This window comes from uncultured Sphingosinicella sp. (assembly GCF_963974575.1).
Lineage (GTDB): Bacteria > Pseudomonadota > Alphaproteobacteria > Sphingomonadales > Sphingomonadaceae > Sphingosinicella.
Genome location: NZ_CAXBBQ010000014.1, coordinates 23,115 through 46,169, shown reverse-complemented (window position 1 = coordinate 46,169; position 23,055 = coordinate 23,115). Strand labels below are relative to the sequence as shown.

Here is a 23,055-nt window from a genome sequence, read left to right as displayed (position 1 = left end):
CCTCAACCTCGCCGCCGTCCGCCTATGGCTGAAGTCTTTTGTCAACGCGGCCTAGTAGTGTCGCATGTACTTTCGAGATGTCGGTGTCCCCATCCACATCCTCGTCATAAACGACGTTGGCCAGCGCTGGTGACAAGCCAAGTAACATCGACGCAACAATTGCACTCGTAATTTTCATGATGATCCCCTGCATTTAACTGCAAAGGCTGAAGCAAAGTTCGCGCCACACGAGGAAATCCGCCGCTTTTTCCAAGAAACAGTTTGACTGTGTAAGGTCAGCCTTACATTCTTTTAAAGAGCGATCCGATCGAGGTCGTGAAGCTCACCACCCAGCTGCACATTACAGCACATCATCGAAGGGGTTCCTGCGCGGAGCGGCATCTGCCAAATTCCCGGTCATGATCACCATGGTTCCCGGTCCGCACCATCACCCGGTCTAGATCGGTTCCAGCCGACGAGCAGCGGCCAAACGCCCGGCTATAGTGATCCCCGACCGTCACCGTCTTATAACGCGGAACCTAGCACGACCTCGGCGCGTAATGGTACTCCGGCTGGCAAAGGCGCTCCGATGAACAATCCTAATGATCACCAGGACGTCATCGTGATCGGTGCAGGCCCAGCGGGACTGACCGCAGCGGTCTACCTCGCCCGTTATCGTCGCAACGTTCTCGTCGTTCACGATGGTAACAGCCGCGCACTGCGGATTCCGAAAACACATAACGCCCCGGGTTTCCCTGACGGCATCGAAGGCCCAGACCTCATCGATCGTATGACCCGGCACGCAAAAGAGTTCGGCACCCGGATCGAGGAGGCCGAAGTTATCAGCATCGAGAGGATCACCAATGGCTTCCGCCTAACCTCGAAAGCAGGAAAGCATTGGTCGGGACGAGCGGTCATACTCGCGAGCGGCGTACGCCTAAATCAGGTCAATCTTCCGCACGACGTCCATGAGGCCACCATTGGCGCGGGAGTACTGCGATATTGTCCTATCTGCGATGGATATGAACACATAGACCGAAAGATCGGCGTGATCGGCTGCGATAGCGATGGAGCGGCCGAAGCGTTGTTCCTGCGACAATATTCATCCGACATCACGCTGATGCCTCTCAGCCATCCGGAGCTGTCCCAGAAGCAGGCGGCCGAAATGGCTAATGCCGGTATCGTCGTGAAAACTGGCGCGCTCACAGCGCTGGAGCCCCACCGGGATCGCATGGACGTCCGCTTGATAGACCAAGAAGCGCCACTGTCTTTCGACGTGATCTATCCCGCGCTCGGGCGCCAACCACGCGCGGAACTCGCGCAGCAGATCGGTGTGGAATTGGAAGAAGCCGGCTGTGTTCCGGCCCACGCCGCCAAGGGAAGTAGCGTACCCGGATTCTTCGCCGCCGGCGACGTTGTGGACGGCCTGGATCAGATCAGCGTTGCCATGGGCCATGGGGCGGTTGCAGCGACCAGTGCGCACAACTGGCTCCGTGAACAGGACCGGCACACTCTTCAGACGGATGATTAGAAGTTCATCGACTGCCCAACTTCCCCATGCCGTGCACTATCCGCAGTGGCCGAGCCCGTCGTCGCCCAGCCGCAGCAATAAAACGATCAGCGGGTGGCGGATGCCTCACGGGGCCGTCGCCACCCCCCACCCCTTCACCCGATCTTCCGCACATCCACGCGCTGTGCGATCAGCTGCGCCTCGCCGAATATCGTCAGGAAGCTGATGTCCGTGGCGTCGCGTCCAACGCCGATCCGCACGATGCCTTCGCAGGGCGCAAGGTTCGTCGCGTCGACCAGATGCCAGCGGCCTTCCAGCCACACCTCCACCACGGCATGGAAGTCCTGCGGCTCCAGCTGCCATGCGTAGGCGGCGACCATGCGGGCGGGCGTACCCGCGGCGCGTGTCATGGCGATCATCAGGTGCGCGAAGTCCCGGCATACGCCCCGCCGGGCGATGAACGTATCCGCCGCGGTGGTCGTGGCGTTGCTGGCGCCGGGCACGTAATCGACATGGGCGCGGATCCACGCCGCGATCGCGCGGACCTGATCCCCGCCGGAAAGCTCGCCGAACTCGCGCTCAACCAGCGAGACGAACCGGTCGGCCTCGCAGTACCGGCTCGGGAATAGATAGGGCACCACGAGCGCGGGCAAATGTCGCTTCTCGTCGGCTTTCAGCCCGCCGAGCGAAGGCGTGGGCCGATCGACATCCACCTCGGCCCGGTAATGCACCGTCACCCGGCCTTCGGCGTGCGTCCACGTGCGCCGGCCCAGTGCCTCCTCCGCCGCCACCGGTGTCAGCACCTCAACGCCCTGCACGGTCAGCTGGTCGTCGACGAGAATTTGGTCGGGCATCTGCGCAACCTCGACCGCCAGCAGCAGATCGGCAGGCGCGGTCAGCTGGTAATCAAGCGTCGTTTCGATGGAGAGGCGCATGGAATTCCGTTCAGGGGGCAAAGCGTGCAGTGGGCATTCAACCCATAGCGCATCCTCATCGTTCCGGCACACGGACGCCGAAAAAGCATCGGAGGCGCCACGCCCCGGAATTGATGGCCGCCTGATTTCCCGACCGGCGGCGCTGTGGTAAGCTCCCCGCACATCTGATGGGGAGAAAACACATGGTCGGCAGCTCTTTTGTTCGCGGGCTTCTGGCTGCAACGTTGATCGTCGGTACGCTATCCGCCGCTTCGCCCGCCACGGCGCAGGGTTTCGGCGCGCCGGTGAAGTCCATCCTCGGCGATGCGTCAGACAGCGCGCTCGACAAGCTCGCTGAGCCCGGTGCCTTCTATGCCGACAAGGCGATCCGCATCCTGCTTCCGGGGCCGCTCAAGAAAGCCTCCAAGCTGCTGAAATACACGGATCAGGCCGGCCTCACCGGCAATCTCACGAAAAGCCTGAATGATGCGGCAGGCCTCGCCGCGAAGGAAGCCAAGCCCATCTTCCGAACCGCGATCAACGATATGACGCTTGAAGACGGTATCGGCGTGGTTTCGAAAAACGACGGCGCTACCCGCTATCTTCAGGAAAGCGCGGGCGACGACCTGCAAGCCAAGGTCCGCCCGCTCGTCGCCGCCGCGCTCGGCAACGTCGGCGCCTTCGATCAGCTGGACAAGCTCGGCGGCGCCTCTTCGCTCCTCTCGGGCGCGGGCATCAGCCGCGACGGCCTCACGGACAGCGTCACCGATCAGGCGCTGAAGGGCATCTTCAAATATATCGGCACCGAAGAAGCAAAGCTGCGCGCCAATCCGCTCGACGCCGGAAAGAAGCTCCTGGACAGTCTCAAGAAGTAAACGTCACCCCGCCGACGGCAGGCGGAGCGTCGCGGCGAGACCGCCTAGGTCCTCGCTGCTGCCGAGCGTGATGCCGCCGCCGTAGATTTCGGCGACATCCTTCACGATAGAGAGGCCGAGGCCTGTTCCGGGCTTTTCCGTGTCGAGCCGTGCGCCGCGGCCAAAGATGCGGCCGCGCTCGGTTTTCGCGATGCCGGGACCGTCATCCTCCACGAGGATTTCCACGAAACGCTCCGGCCCGCCCGACAGTGATACCGAAACGAACACCCGCCCGGCCCCGTACTTCGCCGCGTTCTCGATCAGGTTCCCGGCCATTTCCTCCAGATCCTGACGCTCGCCATGGAATATCGCGGTGCGGTCGCCGTCGAGGTCGATCGTCACATCGGGATAGATGCGGCTGATCGCGCGCCGCAGCCCTTCAAGCGCGGGCCAGACGTCGGCGCGCGCGTTCACCGCCGATCGGCGGCCGAGCGCGCGGGCGCGGGCGAGGTGATGATCGATGTGGCGCCGCATGATGGCGAGTTGACCGCGCACGGTATCGGCGAGCGGGGTTTTCTGCCCCTCCGCCTCGTTCATCACGATCGCGAGCGGGGTTTTCAGCGCGTGCGCGAGGTTCCCCGCGTGCATACGCGCGGCCTCCGCCTGTGCTTCGGTATGGTCCAGAAGCTCGTTCAATTCGGCGACCATCGGCGAGACCTCCGCCGGGAAGTCGGAAGACACGCGCTTCACGCTGCCGCTGCGAACCGCCGCGATCTGCGCGCTGATGCGGCGCAGCGGCCACAGTCCGTAGCCCGTCTGCAGCGCCGCCATGCCGATCAGCCCGATTCCGAGCACGCCGAGCGACCACAGCACGGTCGAACGCACGCGCGCGAGCTGGCGATCGAGTTCGGCGCGGCTCTGCGCCGCCTGCACGTGGAGCATGATCGGGCTGTCGGGCAGCACGATGTCGCGTTCCACGATGCGCAGCCCCTCCCCCGCGAAGACATTGCTGTCATAGGCGACCGGCTCCTTGCTTGCGTCGAACGTGCTCGGCGTCAGCGCGCGATCCCAGAGCGAGCGCGAGCGTAGCGGCTCCTGCCCCGCCATGCTGATCTGCCAGTAAAGGCCGGAATAAGGCTCCTGAAAACGCTGGTCGCCGAGCGATCGGTTCAGTCGGATTTCTCCCTCGGGACCCAGCTCCACCGTCGCGATCAGTGCGGTGAGCACGCTGCGCAGGCGCTCGTCGAAGCCGTCGACGATGATGCGCCCGACCGTGCGTTCGAGCGCGTAGCCGCCCATGAGCAGCAGCGTGATGATCCACAACGCCGATACCGCCAGCATACGGCGGCTGAGCGAGCCGCGCCGGAACAGCTGGCCGAAACGGGATTCGCGTGGCGCGCTTGCGGCCACCTTAGGCAGCTTGCGGATCGTCCAGGCTGTAGCCGAGACCGCGGATGGTCTGGATGAGGTCTGCGCCCAGCTTCTTGCGGATGCGCGTGATGAACACCTCGATGGTGTTCGAATCGCGGTCGAAGTCCTGATCGTAGATGTGTTCGATAAGCTCGGTGCGCGAGACGACCTTGCCCTTGTGGTGCATCAGATACGCGAGCAATTTGTATTCCTGCGCCGTCAGCCGCACCGGCGTCCCGCTGAGCGTGACGCGGCCGGAGCGCATGTCGAGCCGCACGTCGCCCGCTTCCAGTTCGGAAGAAGCATTGCCAGTCGAGCGGCGGATGAGCGCGCGCAGCCGTGCGATCAGCTCCTCCATCTGGAACGGCTTGGCGAGATAGTCGTCGGCGCCCGCATCGAGCCCCGCCACCTTGTCGGACCAGGTGTCGCGCGCCGTCAGCACCAGCACGGGAATGCCGATGTCGGCCTTGCGCCACTTGTCGAGCACGGTGAGCCCGTCCATCTCGGGAAGCCCGAGATCGAGCACGATCGCGTCATAACTTTCGGAGGTGCCGAGGAAGTGCCCCTCCTCGCCGTCGTTCGCGACATCGACCGCATAGCCTGCGCCTTCCAGCGTCTCGCGAAGCTGGCGTGCAAGCGTGGGTTCGTCCTCGACGATCAGCAGGCGCATGGGGAACCCTTCAGTTTCCGTCTATATCGATGATATGGCCGGTCTTGGCGTCAACGTCCACCTCGACGACCGAGCCTTCTCGCAGGTAACGCAGACGGTAGCGTTTCCGATCCATATCGAGTTTGCTGCCCACGAGTTCGCCGCCCACGCGGTTGCCGACGCGGCTCTTGATCTCGCCGAGCGAGCGAATCTCGCCGCTTTTCGTCGCCGCGCGCGCCGCATCGTGATCCTTCATTTTCGGATCGAGCGCCTGCGCGGGCGCCGCAGTGGCTGCGGAGACGCACAGGGCTAGCCAGACAAAGGCGAAACGAAACTTCACACGCGGACTCATTCCTTGGAAACGCCTGTTCCGATTACCCCCCGCGCGGTGAATAGCCCATGAATATTGCGCAGACGCCGCAATCACCCTAACTCCCCCCTCGTTCCTCTCGCCTGGAAGTCTAACGCGTGTCCGCCCCCATTGTCTCGCTTGAATCCATTGGCCTCGTGCAAGGCACGGGCTGGCTGCTGCGCGGCCTCGATCTTTTCATCGGGGAGCGCGACCGGCTGGCGCTCATCGGGCGCAACGGCGCGGGCAAGACGACGCTGTTCCGCCTCATCGCCGGGCTCGTCGATTTCGACGAAGGCCAGCGCAAGGCCCGCCCCGGCACGCACATCGTGCTCTTGGAGCAAGACCCCAAGGTCACCGGCTTCGCCACCTTGCGCGATTTCGCCATGCGCGGCCCCCGCGCGCCGGAGGCGCATGAGGTGGACGCGATCGCCGACCAGATCGGCCTCGATCTCGACCGCGCCGCCGAAACCGCGAGCGGCGGCGAACGGCGCCGCGCCGCGCTCGCCCGCGCGCTTGCAGAAAACCCGGACCTGATCCTGCTCGACGAGCCGACCAACCACCTCGACCTCGCCGCCATCGAATGGCTCGAAGGCTGGCTCGGCCGCTACACGGGCGCGTTCGTCGCGATCAGCCACGATCGCACCTTCCTCACCCGCCTCACCCGCTCCTCGCTCTGGCTCGATCGCGGTCAGATCCGCCGCGCCGAGATCGGTTTCGGCGGTTTCGAGGCGTGGACCGAGCAGGTCTATGCCGAAGAGGCGCGCGCCGCCGAGAAGCTCGATTCGAAGCTCCGCGACGAACTCCACTGGCTGCAGCGCGGCGTCACCGCGCGCCGCCGCCGCAACCAGGGCCGTCTCGCCAAGCTGCACGAGATGCGCGCGCAGCGGGCAAGCATGATCGGTCAGGCCGGCAAGGCGAAGCTCGGCCTGCAAACCGACGACGCCAAGGCCAAGATCGTCATCGATGCCGAAGGCGTCAGCAAAAGCTACGACGGCCGCACGATCATCAAGGATCTGACGCTCCGCATCCAGCGCGGCGACCGCATCGGCATCGTCGGCCCCAACGGCGCGGGAAAGACGACCCTGCTGAGGCTCCTCACCGGCGAGATCGCGCCCGATACGGGGACGGTGAAGAGAGCGAAAACGCTCGCGGGCATCACCATCGATCAGCAGCGCAAGCTCCTCGAACCTGGCAAGCGTGTGCGCGACATCCTGGCCGACGGCGGCGACTGGATCGACGTGCGCGGCGAGAAGAAGCACGTCATCGGCTACCTCAAGGAGTTCCTGTTCGATCCCTCTTATGCCGACGCGCCCGTCGACGCGCTCTCCGGCGGCGAACGTTCCCGGCTACTCCTGTCGCGCGAGTTCGCCCGCGCCTCCAACCTCCTCGTCCTCGACGAGCCGACCAACGACCTCGATCTCGAAACACTCGACCTCCTCCAGGAGGTGATCGCCGACTACGAAGGCACCGTGCTCATCGTCAGCCACGACCGCGACTTCCTCGATCGCACCGTCACGATGGTCGTCGGCCTCGACGGCAGCGGCCGCGCCGATGTCGTCGCGGGCGGCTTTGCAGACTGGGAGAAGAAGCGCACGCAGCGCACCGCCGCGAAGCCGAGCAGCGCCCCCGCCGCGGAGGCCCCGCGCACCGCCCGGACCAAGCTCAGCTACAAGGACCAGCGCGAACTCGACATGCTCCCCGGCGAGATTGATGCTCTGCACGCGGAGATTGCCCGACACGAGGAAAGTCTCGCCAACCCGGCGCTCTATACGCGCGACCCGGACGGCTTCATGAAAATTTCCGCCGCGCTCGACGCCGCCCGCAGCCGTCTCGCCATCTGCGAAGACCGCTGGCTTGAACTTGCGGAGCAATCCGAGGCGCTCGGTTAATTATTGCGAGTGACTCGTAATAGCGTTGACTCTGCAAATCACTCTCAATAACACGCCCAAACCTTGTAACTGTTTGGGGGTGTTCCAATGTCTGCAGAACCAGCCGCCCGCGCGTCCGTCGCCGGTCCCGCCTTCCTCGCGCTTTCCTGTGTCGGCTTCGTCGCCAGCGCGCTTCCCGCGCACGCACAGGACCAGCAGCAGAAGCTCGGCGGCGTCACCGTCACCGGCACTGCGATTGAAGAAGAGATCAAGGTCGAGAGGGCCGAGTCTCCCAAATATGTGCGCCCTCTCCTCGATACGCCGCAGAGCATCACCGTCATCGGCAACACCACGATCCGCCAGCAGAACCTGCTGACGCTGCGCGAGGCGCTGACGACCATTCCAGGCATCACTTTCGGTGCAGGTGAAGGTGGCGGAGGTTACGGTGACAAGATCAACCTGCGCGGCCAGAGCGCCGACACCGATCTCCAGATCGACGGCGTCCGCGACAGCGCGCAGTATAGCCGCTCGGACACATTCAATCTCGAACAGATCGAGATCGTGAACGGCGCGAACTCGGTTTACAGCGGCGCGGGCTCGATTTCGGGCACGATCAACCTCGTCACCAAGCGCCCGAAAGGCGAAGACCTCACCGTCGTTCAGGCCGGCATCGGCACGGACAATTATTACCGCGCCACCATCGACAGTAACCTGCGCCTGTCGGACCTCATCGCCGTGCGTCTCAACGCCATGTACCACGAGAACGACGTCCCGGCGCGGGACTTCGACAGCTACGAGCGCTGGGGTATCGCGCCGTCCATCACCATCGGCATCGATGGCCCGACCAGCCTGACCCTGCTCTACGTCCATCAGAAAGACGACAACACGCCCATTTACGGCGTGCCCTACTCTGCCTCGGTGGGCGGCCTGTTTCCCGGCGCCGATTACGGCGGTTACTACGGCTACAAGGACGTCGACTACCAGAAGCAGACCGTCGATCAGGCAACCGCGATCTTCGCTCATGAATTCAGCGACCGCGTTTCGCTCCGCAATCTCGCGCGCTGGCAGCGCGTCGAGCAGAACCTCGTCGTCAACCCGCCGCAGGGCGCCTACTGCCTCGACAGCGGCACGCTCTACACGGGCGCACCCTGCGCTGACGGTCAGGTCCCCGGCACCTATTACCCCTCCGGCCCGCGCGGCGTTTCGCGCTTCTCCGAAAACCAGATGCTCTACAACCAGCTCGATCTGAAAGCCGTGTTCGATACTGGCGGCATCGAGCACACAGTCACGCTCGGTGCCTCCTTCGCGCAGGAAGACTATGATCTGTCGAACGGCAACTCGATGCGCAATCCGGGCGGTGCGACACCGAACCCCGCGTTGCCGCCGATCGACATTTCAGACCCCGATCCCATTTACGGCGGTCCGATCAACTACATCCCGACACGCTTCTCGCAGGGCGACACGCGCAACATCGCCTTCTATTTGTTCGATGCCATCAAGCTCTCCGATCAGTTCGAAATCAACGGCGGCATCCGCTGGGAAAACAACAAGTCGGACTTCCGCGTCGACGAGATCGTCGGCACGCCGGGGGCGACCTTCGGCGAAGTAACGCGCGGGACCGTGCAGCGGTCGGATGACAATCTGTTCAGCTACCGCGTCGGCCTCGTCTACAAGCCGGTGCCCAACGCCAGCCTTTACGCGGCCTACGGCAACAGCCGCACGCCGGCCGGGTCTTCCGTCCGCAGCGGCTGCGGATCGCCGACGGCGCAGAACCTCAACCTCGATCCCTGCACTGTCGCGCCGCAGGAAGCCGTCAACTACGAGATCGGCGGCAAGATCGACCTCGTGGGCGGCCGGCTCCAGCTCACCGCCGCGCTGTTCCGCAACGAGCGGACCAACTATCCGGTGGCGAGCAACGACCCGACGCTCGGCACGCTTCAGGTGCTCGATGGTCAGAGCCGCGTGAACGGCCTCGCGCTCGGCGCCTCGGGCAACATCACCGATGCCTGGGCCGTGTTCGCGAACTACACCTACCTCGACAGCAAGGTGAAGCAGAGCGTTTCGAACTACTGCCTCGCCAATCCCGGCGCAACGTTCACGCCCCCGGGCGGCACGGAGATCACCTGCCCGCTCACCGATGCGCAGGCCGGCAATCCCCTCACCAACACGCCGAAGCACTCGGGCAGCCTGTTCACCACCTACACGCTCCCGTTCGGCCTGCAGGTCGGCTACGGCTTCACCTATCAGGGCAGCTTTGTGCTTTCGAACACGGTGACGCCGCTCACGAAGGCGAAGGACTGGATGACGCACCGTGCGTTCCTCGCCTATCCGTTCGGCAACGGCCTGACCGCGCAGCTCAACGTCCAGAATTTCACGGACGAGAAGTATTACACCGGCATCCGCAACAACGGCTGGGCGACGCCCGGCGAAGGGCGCTCGGCCGTGCTCAGCCTGTTCTACAGCTTCTGAGCATGGGCATGGGCAAGAGCGGTTCAGGGGATCGCTCTTGCCCACCAGCACCTTGCGATGCTGATATCTCAGTAGGTTCAACGAAGATCGGTTTCCTGCCATGATGATCGCGATTCCCGACGTGCTCGATGCAGAGGCGCTCGCCCGTGTCCGCGCGATCATTGATGCCGCCGAGTGGGTCGATGGCAACGTCACCTCCGGCTACCAGTCGGCGCTCGCCAAGCGCAACATGCAGCTTCCCGAAGACGGCGCCGCGGCGCGGGAGGCAGGCACGATCATCCTCGATGCGCTCGGCAAGGCGCCCTTGTTCATCGCTGCCGCGCTGCCGCTCAAGGTCTATCCTCCACTGTTCAACAGCTACGAGGGTGGCCAGACCTTCGGCGTTCACATCGACAACGCCATCCGCATCCAGCGCGGCACGGAGTTCCGCATCCGCAGTGACCTCTCGGCAACGCTGTTCCTCGAAGACCCCGATGCCTACGACGGCGGCGAACTCACCATAGAGGACCAGTTCGGCGTCCAGCAGGTGAAGCTGCCCGCCGGGCACATGGTACTCTATCCGGCTTCCAGCCTGCACCGTGTCGAGCCCGTCACGCGCGGCAAGCGCACTGCGAGCTTTTTCTGGATTCAATCGATGGTCCGCGACGGGGAGGCCCGTCGCTCGCTGTTCGAACTCGATACGGCGATCCAGACAATTGCGCAGGACCGCGGGCACGATGATGCCGCGATCATCCAGCTCACCGGCGTCTATCACAATCTCCTCCGCCGCTGGGCGACGACCTGACGCACGTGCGCAATCAATAATGCGATTGATTTGCATTAGTTGAGGCCCTATAGACCACGCGTGGCTTGAAAGCACGGTAACGGGGCGTTCGGATGCATACGGTTCACGCACGCAGCACAGAGGACAGTTTCGACGATATCGTGTTTCACGAGCGCGTATCGGCGACCTCGGCGCCCGTACGGATCGGCCTTCCAGAGCGGCTGCCGACAGCAGGCGCGGAGGGCTACCAGCCGGGCCGTCTCGATTGGCGTGCCCTGCTCGTCGTCGCCGGTCTTCATGTCGCGCTTGGCGCGGTGCTCATCCGCACGCAGGTGATCCCGCCTCGCACTGTGCAGACGGCGATGGACCTGCTCGATCTCTCGGCGCCCCCGCCCGCACCCGAGGCGCCACCGCCGCCCGAGCTTGCCGAGCCTGAAATCTACGTGCCGCCGCCTGCCGTCGAGTTCGCGCGTGAAACGCCGCCGATCGTCGCGGCGGCCGATCAGCCGCAGGCCGTGCCGCCGGCGCCCGTGGCGATCAAGGCGCCGCCCGCGCCGCGCCCGGCGGCGCCGCCGACGCTGGTTGCCGACGATCTCGGCGCCACCATGATCTCGGCAAAGCCGCCCGCCTATCCGATCGAATCGCGCCGCAAGCGTGAACAGGGCATCGTCGTTCTGGCGCTGACACTCGGCACGGACGGAAACGTCGCCGATATCCGCCTGGCAAGGAGCAGCGGCTACGACCGGCTCGACCGCGCCGCGCTCGGCGCCGTCCGCCACTGGCGCTGGTCCCCCACGATCCGCGACGGCGTCGCGGTCGCCGTGCGGGGCACCGTGGAAATTCCCTTCGTCCTGCAGGGATGATCAGTCGAGCATCGCCGTAAAGGCAAGGCTCATTGCTTCGTCCCCGTCGCGGGAGACGATATGCGCGGCGAGGCCGAGGCGGTTGGCAAACTGCAGGCCGTCTTCCGCCCCCAGCACCGTAATCGCCGTCGCATAAGCATCAGCGCACATGCACTCGGGATGGAGCACCGTCACCGAGGCAATCCCGTTCGCAGGCCTGCCGCTGCGCGGGTCGATCGTGTGCCCGAAGCGCTCACCGTTTACCTCGAACCAGCGCCGATAGTCACCTGATGTCGCCGCGGAGAGGCCGTGCAGCGCGAGCCGCAGCGGCGGCAGCGCCGCGTCCGGCGGCATCTCGATATCCACCCACCACGGCTGCCCGTCCGGCTTCACACCCGTCCCCACGAGTTCGCCGCCGACCTCGACAAGAAAGTGCCGGAACCCTTGGCTCTTCAGCCACGCCGCCGCGCGGTCCGCCCCGAACCCCTTGGCGATCCCCGAAAAGTCGAGCGCAAGCGTATCGGTCCGCCGCGCCCGCTGCAGCAGCGTATCACACGCTACCCGCCGCCACCCCGCCGCAAGACGCAGCGTCTCGGTCGCCTCATGATCCGGCGCCGAACCAACAGGTCCCGCCGCGCCAAACCCCCACGCGTCCACGATCGCTCCGATCGTCGGGTCAAACGCCCCCCCGCTTTCCTCCGCGATGCGGAGCGCGGCAGAAAGCACAGTCAAAAAATCCGGCGGCATCACCTGCCATGCGCCGATCGCCGCGCGGTTGAAGCGGCTGATGTCCGACGCCGCCTCCCAAGTGCTCATCTGCGCAACGACACCGTCGAGTACGCCCTGCACACCCGCGCTGATGTGCGCGACAAGGCCCGGCGCGGGGACGACGAGTCGCACCGACCAGCGCGTCCCCATCGTCTTGCCGGAAAGTGTCGCAATCCGTCCCGAAGGCTCCCTCAGCGCAAAGGCGGCCGCCGAGATGGCTTTGGGAATAAGGACTCGGGCGTCGTCCGTCAGGGTGCCAGCACCTCCAGCGTCGAGACGTAGCCGAGACGCCGCTGCTCGGCGCCCTTCACGCTGACGTTCGTGTCTTTCGCCTCGGCACTCATCCAGTAGAGGCCGGGGGCGGGCCAGGTGATCGTCACCTTGCCCTCGGCGTCGGTCTTCATGTCTATCTGCCCGAGCTGATCGCGGTAGCGGATGCCGCCTGGCACGACCTCGATCTCGATCCCGGCGGCGGGCTTACCGTCGATCACGAACTGGAACGTCGCCGCTTCACCTGAAACGAGGTCGTTCGGATGCGTCACCGGCACCAGCTCAAGCCCCTTGCCGCTCGGCTTCAGCACCGTCTCCGTCGGCGCGCCCAGCGTCACGAAGATCTCGTTGCGGCTGAGGCTTTCGGAGAACTTCACGTCTGTCGCGCCTGCCGGAATCAGCGTCTCGATGTCAGCCGCCGAAGCGCCGCGCGGCAGCCGCTTCTCGACCCCGCCCTCCTTGTAGCTCCCGAAGATGCCGCCGCCGGCGTTCGCGATCTTGTACGTGCCCTGCTGCTTCAGCTCGACGTCGAAGGTGCTGCGGTATCGGCCTGTCGACGCGTTCTGCAGCGCCACCTCGCTGCCGTCCGGCGCCCACGCCTTCACGTTGCCGAGCCGCAGCGGCTGGTGCTCGAAGTAGAACAGGTCGTTGGAGACGGCGGCGTCGACCGTCACCCAGCTCGACTGCCCCGAGAGCACGGTCGAGGACGGCAGCATCCACTGGCGATGCGCCTCCGCCGCCGTTGCGCTGAAAAGCGCTGTCGAAATGGCGAGCGCGCGCAGGAGTCCGGTTTTCATGAAGAGTGTCCTTTCAGCGTTTGAAGGTGGCGCTGACCGCGCCGAGTTCCGTGCTGCCCGCCGCGCTCGCGGTCTGACCCGGCTTCGGCGGCCAGCGGAACGGCAGCTTCACGAGTTCGCGGCCGCCCACCTCGCGCGCGGCCTCCACGAGCAGCGTGTAGTCGCCGGGCGTCATCGCACCCCCGAGTGCATCCGCGCCGAAGCTCACCTTGTGCGTGCCCGGTGCTTTGGTAGCGCCGGTGATGCCATCCGCCGGAAAGCTCAGTCCCCGGCCCGAGGCGCGCCACCACTGGCGCACGTCGCGGAGCCACTTGGTGCCCTCATTGTCCCGCATGTCGTGGTCGTACCAGACAGCGAGCGTCTTCGCGGGCGCGCCAGTCTTCTCCAGCCAGATCGCCACATAAGGCCGGTGATACTCCGCAACGCTGAGGCGCGGGATGGTGACGGTGAGGTCGATGCTCTGCGCGGCGGCAGGCCCCGCCAGCGCGGCGAAAGCGGCGCCGGTCATCACGATACGCGTGGAAAGCTGCATTCTGACACCCTTCAGTGAATGAAAATCAAGGCGATGAGGACGGGGATGAGCAGCCCCACCCCCACGATCGGCCACGTGCTCGGGCGCTTCGCGGCGTGAAGCTGCAGCAGGAACAGGCCGGTGAATGCGAACACGAGGCAGGCGCCCGCGAAAATGTCGATGAACCACTTCCACGCCGTGCCCGAATTGCGCCCTTTGTGGAGGTCGTTGAGGTAGGAGATCCAGCCGCGGTCGGTGCTTTCGGCGGTGGCCTCGCCCGTCGCCCGGTCGATCGCCACCCAGCCGTCGCCGCCGGGACGCGGCAGCGCCAGATACACCTCGTCTGGCGACCACTCCGCCTCACCGATCGTCTTCACCGAAAACGTTTCGGCAACCCACGCGGCGACAGGCGCAGGCAGCGGCGCCCGCTCCGCCTCGCCGTCCTTCGGCGCGATGCCGCCCAGCAGGTCCGCCGGAAGCTGCGCCGTGCGCTCCTCGATCACGGGCTCTGCCTCGATCTCGGCGGCGTGGTTGAGCGTGATGCCCGTGATCGTGAACAGCAGCAGCCCGACAAGGCTGATGGCGGAGCTCATCCAGTGCCACGTGTGCAGCTGTTTCAGCCAGAACGCCTTGCGGCTTTTCTTCGCCACCCTGTTAGGCGTCACGCTGTGCATCGGCGCTAAATCAATCCCGTACCTGACCGGGAACGGCGATAACGCGAACGATTATCAATTACAATATAATTCCGGCACGTGCCGCCCAATCAGGCCGCGTCCTCGAATTGCAGGCGCGCGAGCCGTGCATAAAGCCCGCCGTCCGTCATCAGTTCGTCATGGCGCCCCTGCCCCACGATCCTGCCTTCGTTCATCACCACGATGCGGTCCGCGCCGCGCACCGTCGCCAGGCGGTGCGCAATCACCAGCGTCGTGCGCCCCTGCATCAGCCGCTCGAGCGCTTCCTGCACCAGCCGCTCGCTTTCAGCGTCGAGCGCGGATGTCGCCTCGTCGAGCAGCAGGATCGGCGCATCGCGCAGCACGGCGCGCGCGATCGAAAGCCGCTGGCGCTGACCGCCCGAAAGCCGCGTCCCCGCCTCGCCCATGAATGTGTGGATGCCATCGGGCAGCGCGCGGAGGAATTCGGAAGCGTTCGCAGCGTCCGCCGCCGCCCAAACCTCCGCCTCGGTCGCGTCGGGGCGTCCGTAGAGGATGTTATTGTATGCGCTCTCGGCGAAAACCACGCTTTCCTGCGGCACCATCGCGATGCGCCCGCGCACGGCGGCAGGGTCCGCCTCGCGCAGCGACACGCCGTCCACGCGCACGGTGCCGCTCTCGGGGTCGTAGAAGCGCTGGATCAGCTGGAACAGCGTCGATTTCCCCGCGCCCGAAGGCCCGACGACCGCCACAGTCTCGCCCGGCGCGATGTCGAGCGAGAAATCGCTGAGCGCAGCCGTGTCCTTCCGCGTCGGATAGCGGAAGGTGACGTTGTCGAAGGTCACGCGACCCACGGGCGGCTGCGGAAGCGCCACGGGGTTTGCGGGCGCCGTGATCTGCGGCACCGCGTTCAACAGCTCCATCATGCGGCCCGCCGCGCCTGTCGCGCGCATCACGTCGCCGTAAACCTCGGTGAGCGCACCGAACGCGCCCGCCACGATCGCTGCGGTGAGCACGAACGCGGTGATTTCGCCGCCCGTCATCACCCCGTCGATCACGTCGGTTGCGCCTTCCCACAGCACCATCGTGATGCCGCCGAAGATGATCGTGATGACGATCGCGGTCAGCAGCGCGCGCATCCGGATGCGCCGCCGCGCCGCCAGGAACGTCGATTCCACCGCCCGCGTGAAGCGCGCGACTTCGTTCCGTTCCTGCGTGAACGCCTGCACGATGCGGATCGCGCCGAGCACCTCGCTGATGATGGTGCCGACACTCGCGACACTGTCCTGCGAACTGCGCGACAGCGCCTGCACGCGGCGGCCCATCAGCGCCATGGGCAACACCGCAAGCGGGATGCCGAGCAGCAACATGCCGGTCAGCTTCGGGCTGATCGTGAACAGGTAGATGACGCCGCCGATGCCGAGGATCGTGTTACGCAGTGCCATCGAAAGGCTGGTGCCCACCACCTGCTCGATGATCGACGTGTCGGCGGTCAGACGCGAGGCGATCTCAGAGGGGCGGTTTTCCTCGAAGAAGGCCGGATCGAGCGTCAGGAGATTCGCGTGTACGCTCTGCCGGAGATCGGCGACGACCCGCTCCCCGAGCCACGACACGTAATAGAAGCGCACCGCCGTGGCGACGCCGAGCACGGCGACCACGGCGAGCATACCGTAGAAATAGGGCGCGATCGTCGCGTCCGTTTCCGCGCCGAAGCCGTTGTCGACGATCCGCTGGAAGCTGCGCGGAATCGCGAGCGTCGCGAGCGCCGCGATGAACAGCGAGACGAAAAACGCCGTCACCTGCAGGGGGTAACGTCGCGCAAAGCTCCAGAGCAATTGCAGGTTGCTGAGGGAACGCTTTTCCTTGGGCTCTTTGCCGGACTCGCTGGTGCTCATAGCGGCGGATTAGCAGTGCCCGCGCCCGCGCTCAATGGCGCTCAGCCCTTTGGCGGCCAGCGCACCTCGATCTCAAGGCTCGCCGGGCGCCGTGCAGGGGGCGGCGGCAGCTGGCCGACCTTGAAGAACAGGTCGTCGGTGGAGCGCGTGAGGATCGGCTCCGCACACGGTTTCACGATGTCGTAGCGCGTGATGAGGCCGTTGCCGTCCACGGCAACCCGCACCCGCGCCACGCAGGTCGCACGCCGCACCACCGCTGAACGCGGCATCGCCTGCGCCGCCCGCACCGCCCCGGAGGCCGCCTCGGGCCACGTTGTCGCAGCCGCCGCCGGCGCCGCGCCCGTCAGAATCAGAAACACCATGAACAGACGCACGTACACCGCTCCTGCGAGATGGATCACACCCTCGCATTGCCGCGCAATGGTTTCCGGTTTCGGAAAAGGCCCCGTGAATTTTTCGTGACAGAACCACAACGATCATGGTGTGCATGTCTCACGTCGTGTCGGCGGGCCAGTCCGATTCCGGTTGCCCTCTGGTCTTCCAGAGCGAATAGGCGATCCCGGCTGCGATCAGCGCGAAGGTGACGCCGAGGCTGAGCACAGGCGGAAACTTGTCGCCACCCAGGATGAAGTCGGCAACGAAGATTTTCGCCCCGATGAAGACGAGGACCGCCGCCAGTGCGTATTTCAGATAGTGAAAGCGGTGCACCATCGCGGCAAGCGCGAAGTAGAGTGCCCGCAGGCCGAGAACGGCCATGATGTTCGACGTGTAAACGATGAAGGTGTCGGTCGTGATCGCGAAGATCGCAGGCACGCTGTCGACCGCGAAAACAAGGTCGGCAAGATTGATGACGACGAGTGCCAGAAACAGGGGCGTCGCCGCCGTCACCACCTTTCCGGTTCGGGCGTCGGGCACTTTCACGAAGAAATGCTGATCGTGCAGCTCCGGCGTCACGCGCATATGCTTGGAAATGAACTTAACACCCGGGTTGTTCGCGACATCCATGGGCTCGTCACCGGCGAAGAACATCTTGATGCCGGTGAAGATCAGGAAGGCCGCGAACAGGTAGAGCACCCAATAGGCCTCGTTCACCAGCGCCGCGCCGCCCGCGATCATCAGGCCGCGCAGCACGATCACGGCGATGATGCCCCACAGGAGCGCCCGGTACTGATATTTGGGCGGGATCGCGAAATAGGTGAAGATCAGGCTGATGACGAAGACGTTGTCGATCGACAGCGCCTTTTCGATGAAGAAGCCCGTGTAATATTGCATCCCGGGCTCGGGCCCGCGCGCGTACCAGACCCACGCTCCGAACAGCAGCGCGATGCCGATGTAGAACGCGGAAAGCTTCAGACTCTCGCCGATGCCCATCTCGCGGTCTTCTTTATGAAGCACGCCCAGGTCGAACGCCGTCAGCGCGATCACGAGGAACAGGAACGACAGCCAGAACCAGGCCGGAGTTCCCAGCCAATCAGCAAACAGAAATTCCATCAGCGCACCCCTGCGAAATCGGGGGCGGATCGCCGGAAGCGGGATCGGGTGTGCGGCATTCGTCTGTCTCCTCTTGTGGACCGCATCGGTCGCCGGAGGATCCGCGCTTTAAGGGGAACAGACGTAAGCCGCCGGGCCGCAAGCATCGGATCTTCCGATGCGGTCCGACATCACGAGAAGCATCTCGCCAGAGGGGCCCGGGCCGCGCCCCTGTTAATGGGAATGCCCGGTGCGGCTGTCAATGGGTGGCTGGAAAGGTCACTGCGAAGTCAGGTTCACAGCGAATATCCCCCGTCGCTCGGTAGCAGCGCGCCGGTGATCGTGGCGGCTGCATCCGACAGCAGGAACGCAATTTGCCCGGCGATCTCGTCCGCGGTTGCGAACCGTCCGAGCGGGGTTGCGGTGGAGGCCATCGCCTGCAGGGCCGCCTCGCGGCTGCCGAGGTCGCGGACCATGTCGTCGAAGAACGCCATGCCGTTCCAGATCGGCGTATCGACACCGCCCGGCAGGATCGCGTTTACACGCAGGCCGCGCGCCGCGCCTTCCTTGGCGGCGACCTTTGCGAGGTGGGCAGCAGCGGCCTTGGAAGCGCCGTAGGCGGCGACGCCGGGCTCTGCCTTGATCCCCGAGATCGAGGAGACGACCACGATGGCCCCCGCCCCCGTTATCAGCCGCATCGCCGCGCGCAGCGTCAGGAAGGCGCCGTCGAGGTTGACCGAAAGCACACGGCGCCATTCGTCGAACGACAGATCGACGATCGGGCCGGCGCCCGAGACGCCGGCGTTGACAACGGCGAAGTCGAGACGACCGAAACGCTGTGTGATGGCGCGCTCGGTCTGCTCCCACTTGGATGGGTCGGCCACATCGCCGGTAAGTTGCAGGACGTCGGCATCGGGAAGCGTCGGTGCGGCGCTGCTTAAATCCATCAGCGCGAAACGCCGGACGCCTTCGGCGTAAAGGCGCTCGGCCGTCGCCTTGCCGATGCCGGAGGCGGCGCCGGTGATGAGGACGGCGCCTGCGGGGAAGCTCACCGCGCCGTCCAGCCGCCATCGATCGAGAGGATGTCGCCGGTGAACGAGCGCCCGGTCTCGCCCGCCAGAAACACCGCGAAATCGGCGACTTCCTCGGGCTCGATGAAGCGCTTGTTGGGCTGCGCGGCGAGGATCACGTTCCGCACGACCTCCTCCTCCGACATGTTATGCACCTTCGCCTGGTCGGCCACCTGCCCCGCGACAAGCGGCGTCCGCACATAGCCCGGGCAGATCGCGTTCACCGTGATGCCGGTTTCGGCGAGTTCGAGCGCCGCCGTCTTGGTGAGGCCAACGATGCCGTGCTTCGCCGACACATACGCTGCCTTGAACGGCGAGGCGACGAGGCCGTGCGCCGAGGCGATGTTGATGATGCGGCCCCAGTTCTTCGCCTTCATCGCCGGCAGCGCCGCTTGCGTCGTGTAGAAAGCCGCGGAAAGGTTGATCGCGATGATCGCTTCCCACTTCGCCGGCGGAAACTCGTCCACGGGCGCGACGTACTGGATACCGGCGTTGTTGACGAGGATGTCGACCCCGCCGAGCGCCGCCGCGCAGTCGGACACGAGCTTCGTGGCTTCCGCGCCCTTGGAAAGGTCGGCGGGCAGGAAGGCGCAGCGCACGCCGAAGTCCGCCGCGATCGCGGAGCGTTCACGCTCGATCGCCTCGGGGTCGCCGAAGCCGTTGATGCCGATGTCGGCACCCGCGGCGGCCATGCCGCGTGCAACCGAGAGCCCGATCCCGCTCGTGGAGCCGGTAACAAGAGCCACGCGGCCCTCAAGCGTTCTGGCGGTCATCGCGTTCTCCTTTGCAGCATTTGCGAACAGCTTGCAGTCCCGTCGTTAACGGCCCGCTCATTGTGCAATGCAATAATCGATGGACTCGCGATTTGCACGGGTTAAGCTGATCGGGAAACGACCTGCATTCGATGCAAATGTCGGCGTTGCGAGCGGGGTATTGTGAATGATTTATCATAGCTACGAGCTGCATCGTTCCATGATGGCCGGGGCCAGCGCCTTCGCCAGCATGGGCGCCAACTGGCTCGCACATCCATCGAATCCGCTGGCCTATATCGGTATGAGCCCGGCCATCGCCTCGGCGCTCGACGTGTTCGCCCATGCCTCCGCACCCCGCGGCAAGCCCGAATTCGGTATCCCCAGCGTGAAAGTCGGCGACGCCGATGTCGCGGTGCGTGAAGAGATCAGTTTCCGCCTGCCGTTCGGGCAGCTCAAGCATTTCGTGAAGCAGGGTGGCGTTCCGGCAGGCCCGAAGCTGCTCATCGTGGCGCCGATGTCCGGCCACTATGCGACGCTGCTGCGCGGCACGGTGCAGCGCATGATCCCCGGCCATGATGTCTACATCACCGACTGGCGCGACGCGAAGCTCGTCTCCCTCGACGAAGGCCGCTTCGACCTCGACGACTACATCGACTACATCGTCGCCTTCCTCGAACACATCGGCCCCGGCGCGCACGTGATCGCCGTGTGCCAGCCCTCCGTGCCCGCCTATGCCGCCGCGGCCCTGATGTCCGCGAAGAAGCACAAGGCCCGCCCGCGCTCCCTCACCATGATGGGCGGCCCAATCGACACGCGCGAGGCCCCGACAGAGGTCAACACGCTCGCCACCGGACGTCAGCACAGCTGGTTCGAACACAACGCCATCGCCACCGTGCCGCCGATCTACCCGGGCGCCGGACGTCGCGTGTATCCGGGCTTCCTGCAGCTTGCCGGCTTCATGTCGATGAACCTCGGCAACCACATGGTGAGCCACTGGGAGATGTTCCGGCATCTCGTCGAAGGCGATGGCGAAAGCGCCGACTCGACCAAGGCGTTCTACGACGAGTACCGCGCCGTCTGCGACATGACCGCCGAATTCTACCTGCAAACCGTGGACAGCGTGTTTCAGCGCCATCTGCTCCCCAAGGGCGAGTTCATGCACCGCGGCGCGCGGATCGACCCGGGCGCCATCACGGATGTCGCGCTACTGGCCGTGGAAGGCGAACGCGACGACATTTCGGGCGTGGGCCAGACCAAGGCGGCACTCACGCTCGCGACCGCGCTTCCCGCCGCGAAGAAGACGTATCTTCTGGCCAAGGAGGTTGGCCACTACGGCATCTTCAACGGCCGCCGCTGGCGCGAGAAGATCGCACCCGTGGTCGAGGACTTCATCGCGAAGCACGACTGACCGGCGCTTCATACGACAAGACAAAAAAGGGGCGGGCCCGAAGGTCCGCCCCTTTCCTTTTGGATCGAAGGCCTCGCCCTAGTTGGCGTAGGCCTCGTTACCGACGAAACCGATCTTCGTGACACCGGACATCTGCGCCTGCGCCATGACATCGTTCACAACGTCGTAGCGCGACAGGGCGTCGGGCTTCAGATGGATTTCGGGCTGAGGCTCCATGCGGGCCGCGTCGTTGAAGTACGAGCGCAGCGTTGCACGGTCCACTTCCTGATCGTTCCAGTAGATCGTGTTCAGGAAGTCGATGCTCACGCGGTTGATCACGGGATCCACCTGAGAGTTCTGCGGCTGGTTCTGGTTCGACGGAAGGTCGAGCTTCACCGCGTGCGTCTGGATCGGAATCGTGATGATGAACATGATGAGGAGCACCAGCATCACGTCGATCAGCGGCGTGGTGTTGATGTCCACCATTTCGCCGCCTTCGGCTCCGCCTCCTACGTTCATTGCCATAGTTTTGGTTTCCTTAGCGGCTGACAGAACCGGCGGGCGGTTCCGAAATGAAGCCCACCTTCACGAAACCGGCGCGCTGCATCGTGAAGATGACGCCGCCGATGTTGCTGAACTCCGTACCCGCGTCGCCGCGGATATGGACTTCAGGCAGTTCGATCGGTGTGCCTGCGGCTTCCTGACGCTCGATTTCCTTCTTCAAGTGCGTAACCGCCTTGTCGAAGAGCTCCTGCTTGCTGTCGAGACGCTGGACACCCCAGAAGATGTCGCCGGAATTGTTGACAGCAATGAGGACGTTTTCCGGCTTCGTCGTCGTCGGCATACTGCTCACTTTGGGAAGTTCGAGCGGTACGGTCTGAATGACCACGGGAACGGTGATGAGGAAGATGATCAGCATAACCAGCATGACGTCCACGAGGGGCGTCGTGTTGATGTCCGCCATCGGCGCGTCATCGTCGTCCGAGGGTCCTACTTGCATCGCCATGTCTAGCGATCCTTCCTGATATCAAACAAAACGGGAGGGGGCGCTCCGGACCAGCCGGAGACGCCCCCTTCGTGCGATCAGGCCTTCGGCGCCGCCGCCGGAGTCACGCCCGTGCGTGACACGCGCGCACCCGACATCATGTAGCCATGCACGTCGGCCGAAAAGTTGTTCAGGCGGTCCTGAACGTCCTTGTTGCGACGAATCAGCCAGTTGTAGCCGAGCACGGCCGGAACGGCCACGGCAAGACCGAGCGCGGTCATGATGAGCGCCTCACCGACCGGACCCGCGACCTTGTCGATCGAGGCCTGACCGGCAACGCCGATGTTGATGAGCGCGCGGTAAATACCGACAACGGTACCGAACAGACCGACGAACGGCGAGGTCGAACCCACCGACGCGAGCCAGGCAAGACCGCTCTGCAGACGGCCGTTGATCGCGTGCGTCGAACGCGCCATCGACATCGTAACCCACTCGTTCTTGTCGATGCTGTCCGTCAGACGGCCTTCATGATGATCGGCGGCGCGCAGGCCGTCGTCGACGATCTGGCGGAAAGCCGAGTTCTTGTCGAGCTTGGCTGCGCCGTCCTTCAGGCTCGGCGCCGACCAGAACTTCTTGTCCAGTTCTTTGGCTTCGATGAGCAGCTTCCGCTGATCCCACCACTTCGTGAAGATGACGTACCACGACGTCAGCGACATCAGCACGAGAATGGCGAACGTGCCCTGGGCGATCGGACCACCCTGCTCGAGAGCGGCGCGGAGGCCATACGGGTTTTCGGTCGCGATCTCTTCCGCCGCGAACGCCGGAGCCGAAATCATCAGCGTGCCGAGCGCAACACTCGCCGTGAGGCCGGCGCGCGAAACAAAGTTCTT

At 64.9% G+C, this 23,055-nt stretch carries 23 protein-coding genes; 7 read left to right on the top strand and 16 right to left on the bottom strand.

What is annotated here, in order from left to right:
- Positions 1–568 precede the first annotated feature (568 nt).
- The gene (locus AAC014_RS17665) at positions 569–1,510 is read left to right on the top strand and encodes an NAD(P)/FAD-dependent oxidoreductase (protein ID WP_339711246.1); all 942 of its coding nucleotides are present in this window, start codon (positions 569–571) and stop codon (positions 1,508–1,510) included.
- Positions 1,511–1,644: 134 nt separating this feature from the next.
- Here AAC014_RS17665 and AAC014_RS17660 read toward each other — a convergent pair whose 3' ends face one another.
- Positions 1,645–2,424 (bottom strand): transglutaminase family protein, encoded by a 780-nt coding sequence (locus AAC014_RS17660; RefSeq protein WP_339711243.1) that lies wholly within the window; start codon positions 2,422–2,424, stop codon positions 1,645–1,647.
- 182 nt (positions 2,425–2,606) lie between these two features.
- Here AAC014_RS17660 and AAC014_RS17655 point away from each other — a divergent pair, with 182 nt between their 5' ends.
- On the top strand, positions 2,607–3,278 hold the full coding sequence (locus AAC014_RS17655; RefSeq protein ID WP_339711240.1) for a DUF4197 domain-containing protein: 672 nt from the start codon (positions 2,607–2,609) through the stop codon (positions 3,276–3,278).
- A 3-nt stretch (positions 3,279–3,281) separates the two neighbouring features.
- On the opposite strand, the gene AAC014_RS17650 is transcribed toward AAC014_RS17655, so the two are convergent.
- From AAC014_RS17650 to AAC014_RS17640, 3 genes are read right to left on the bottom strand one after another with little or no spacing between them, the layout of a single operon-like run.
- Complete coding sequence (locus tag AAC014_RS17650) at positions 3,282–4,667, bottom strand: HAMP domain-containing sensor histidine kinase (RefSeq protein ID WP_339711237.1); 1,386 nt, start codon at positions 4,665–4,667, stop codon at positions 3,282–3,284.
- Between the two features lies 1 nt (position 4,668).
- A complete protein-coding gene (locus AAC014_RS17645) occupies positions 4,669–5,337 on the bottom strand; it encodes a response regulator transcription factor (protein WP_339711234.1) in 669 nt (222 codons plus the stop codon).
- A 10-nt stretch (positions 5,338–5,347) separates the two neighbouring features.
- Positions 5,348–5,656 carry a hypothetical protein gene (locus AAC014_RS17640; RefSeq protein ID WP_339711231.1) on the bottom strand — a complete coding sequence of 103 codons (309 nt, stop codon included), beginning with the start codon at positions 5,654–5,656 and terminating at the stop codon, positions 5,348–5,350.
- A gap of 128 nt (positions 5,657–5,784) precedes the next feature.
- Between AAC014_RS17640 and AAC014_RS17635 the strand changes: the two genes are divergently transcribed.
- The 4 genes from AAC014_RS17635 (at position 5,785) to AAC014_RS17620 (ending at position 11,631) form a co-directional block, all read left to right on the top strand.
- Positions 5,785–7,557: an ATP-binding cassette domain-containing protein gene (locus tag AAC014_RS17635; protein WP_339711228.1), complete on the top strand. Its 1,773-nt coding sequence runs from the start codon at positions 5,785–5,787 to the stop codon at positions 7,555–7,557.
- 87 nt (positions 7,558–7,644) lie between these two features.
- Positions 7,645–10,005 carry a TonB-dependent siderophore receptor gene (locus tag AAC014_RS17630; protein ID WP_339711225.1) on the top strand — a complete coding sequence of 787 codons (2,361 nt, stop codon included), beginning with the start codon at positions 7,645–7,647 and terminating at the stop codon, positions 10,003–10,005.
- Positions 10,006–10,105: 100 nt separating this feature from the next.
- Complete coding sequence (locus AAC014_RS17625) at positions 10,106–10,789, top strand: Fe2+-dependent dioxygenase (protein ID WP_339711222.1); 684 nt, start codon at positions 10,106–10,108, stop codon at positions 10,787–10,789.
- A gap of 92 nt (positions 10,790–10,881) precedes the next feature.
- Positions 10,882–11,631: an energy transducer TonB gene (locus AAC014_RS17620; protein ID WP_339711219.1), complete on the top strand. Its 750-nt coding sequence runs from the start codon at positions 10,882–10,884 to the stop codon at positions 11,629–11,631.
- On the opposite strand, the gene AAC014_RS17615 is transcribed toward AAC014_RS17620, so the two are convergent.
- The 9 genes from AAC014_RS17615 to AAC014_RS17575 form a co-directional block, all read right to left on the bottom strand.
- Complete coding sequence (locus tag AAC014_RS17615) at positions 11,632–12,528, bottom strand: FAD:protein FMN transferase (RefSeq protein ID WP_339711216.1); 897 nt, start codon at positions 12,526–12,528, stop codon at positions 11,632–11,634.
- Positions 12,529–12,626: 98 nt separating this feature from the next.
- Positions 12,627–13,445, bottom strand: a complete 819-nt coding sequence (locus AAC014_RS17610; RefSeq protein ID WP_339711213.1) for a DUF4198 domain-containing protein — start codon at positions 13,443–13,445, stop codon at positions 12,627–12,629.
- A 13-nt stretch (positions 13,446–13,458) separates the two neighbouring features.
- Positions 13,459–13,977 carry a DUF2271 domain-containing protein gene (locus AAC014_RS17605; protein ID WP_339711210.1) on the bottom strand — a complete coding sequence of 173 codons (519 nt, stop codon included), beginning with the start codon at positions 13,975–13,977 and terminating at the stop codon, positions 13,459–13,461.
- Between the two features lie 11 nt (positions 13,978–13,988).
- The gene (locus AAC014_RS17600; protein WP_339711207.1) at positions 13,989–14,630 is read right to left on the bottom strand and encodes a PepSY-associated TM helix domain-containing protein; all 642 of its coding nucleotides are present in this window, start codon (positions 14,628–14,630) and stop codon (positions 13,989–13,991) included.
- 89 nt (positions 14,631–14,719) lie between these two features.
- Entirely contained in the window at positions 14,720–16,501 is a 1,782-nt protein-coding gene (locus tag AAC014_RS17595) for an ABC transporter transmembrane domain-containing protein (RefSeq protein ID WP_339711204.1), read from the bottom strand.
- 41 nt (positions 16,502–16,542) lie between these two features.
- On the bottom strand, positions 16,543–16,875 hold the full coding sequence (locus tag AAC014_RS17590; protein WP_339711201.1) for a hypothetical protein: 333 nt from the start codon (positions 16,873–16,875) through the stop codon (positions 16,543–16,545).
- 118 nt (positions 16,876–16,993) lie between these two features.
- Positions 16,994–17,992: a TerC family protein gene (locus AAC014_RS17585; RefSeq protein ID WP_339711199.1), complete on the bottom strand. Its 999-nt coding sequence runs from the start codon at positions 17,990–17,992 to the stop codon at positions 16,994–16,996.
- 275 nt (positions 17,993–18,267) lie between these two features.
- Complete coding sequence (locus AAC014_RS17580) at positions 18,268–19,023, bottom strand: SDR family oxidoreductase (protein WP_339711196.1); 756 nt, start codon at positions 19,021–19,023, stop codon at positions 18,268–18,270.
- A complete protein-coding gene (locus AAC014_RS17575) occupies positions 19,020–19,814 on the bottom strand; it encodes a 3-hydroxybutyrate dehydrogenase (protein WP_339711194.1) in 795 nt (264 codons plus the stop codon). Before AAC014_RS17575 ends, AAC014_RS17580 begins: the two co-directional genes overlap by 4 nt.
- 166 nt (positions 19,815–19,980) lie before the next feature.
- Here AAC014_RS17575 and phaZ point away from each other — a divergent pair, with 166 nt between their 5' ends.
- Complete coding sequence (phaZ, locus tag AAC014_RS17570; protein WP_339711193.1) at positions 19,981–21,201, top strand: polyhydroxyalkanoate depolymerase; 1,221 nt, start codon at positions 19,981–19,983, stop codon at positions 21,199–21,201.
- Between the two features lie 78 nt (positions 21,202–21,279).
- On the opposite strand, the gene AAC014_RS17565 is transcribed toward phaZ, so the two are convergent.
- From AAC014_RS17565 to AAC014_RS17555, 3 genes are all read right to left on the bottom strand, one after another.
- A complete protein-coding gene (locus AAC014_RS17565; protein WP_339711258.1) occupies positions 21,280–21,699 on the bottom strand; it encodes a biopolymer transporter ExbD in 420 nt (139 codons plus the stop codon).
- A 19-nt stretch (positions 21,700–21,718) separates the two neighbouring features.
- A complete protein-coding gene (locus AAC014_RS17560) occupies positions 21,719–22,186 on the bottom strand; it encodes a biopolymer transporter ExbD (protein WP_339711192.1) in 468 nt (155 codons plus the stop codon).
- 77 nt (positions 22,187–22,263) lie between these two features.
- A complete protein-coding gene (locus AAC014_RS17555) occupies positions 22,264–23,001 on the bottom strand; it encodes a MotA/TolQ/ExbB proton channel family protein (RefSeq protein WP_339711255.1) in 738 nt (245 codons plus the stop codon).
- Between the last annotated feature and the right edge of the window lie 54 nt (positions 23,002–23,055).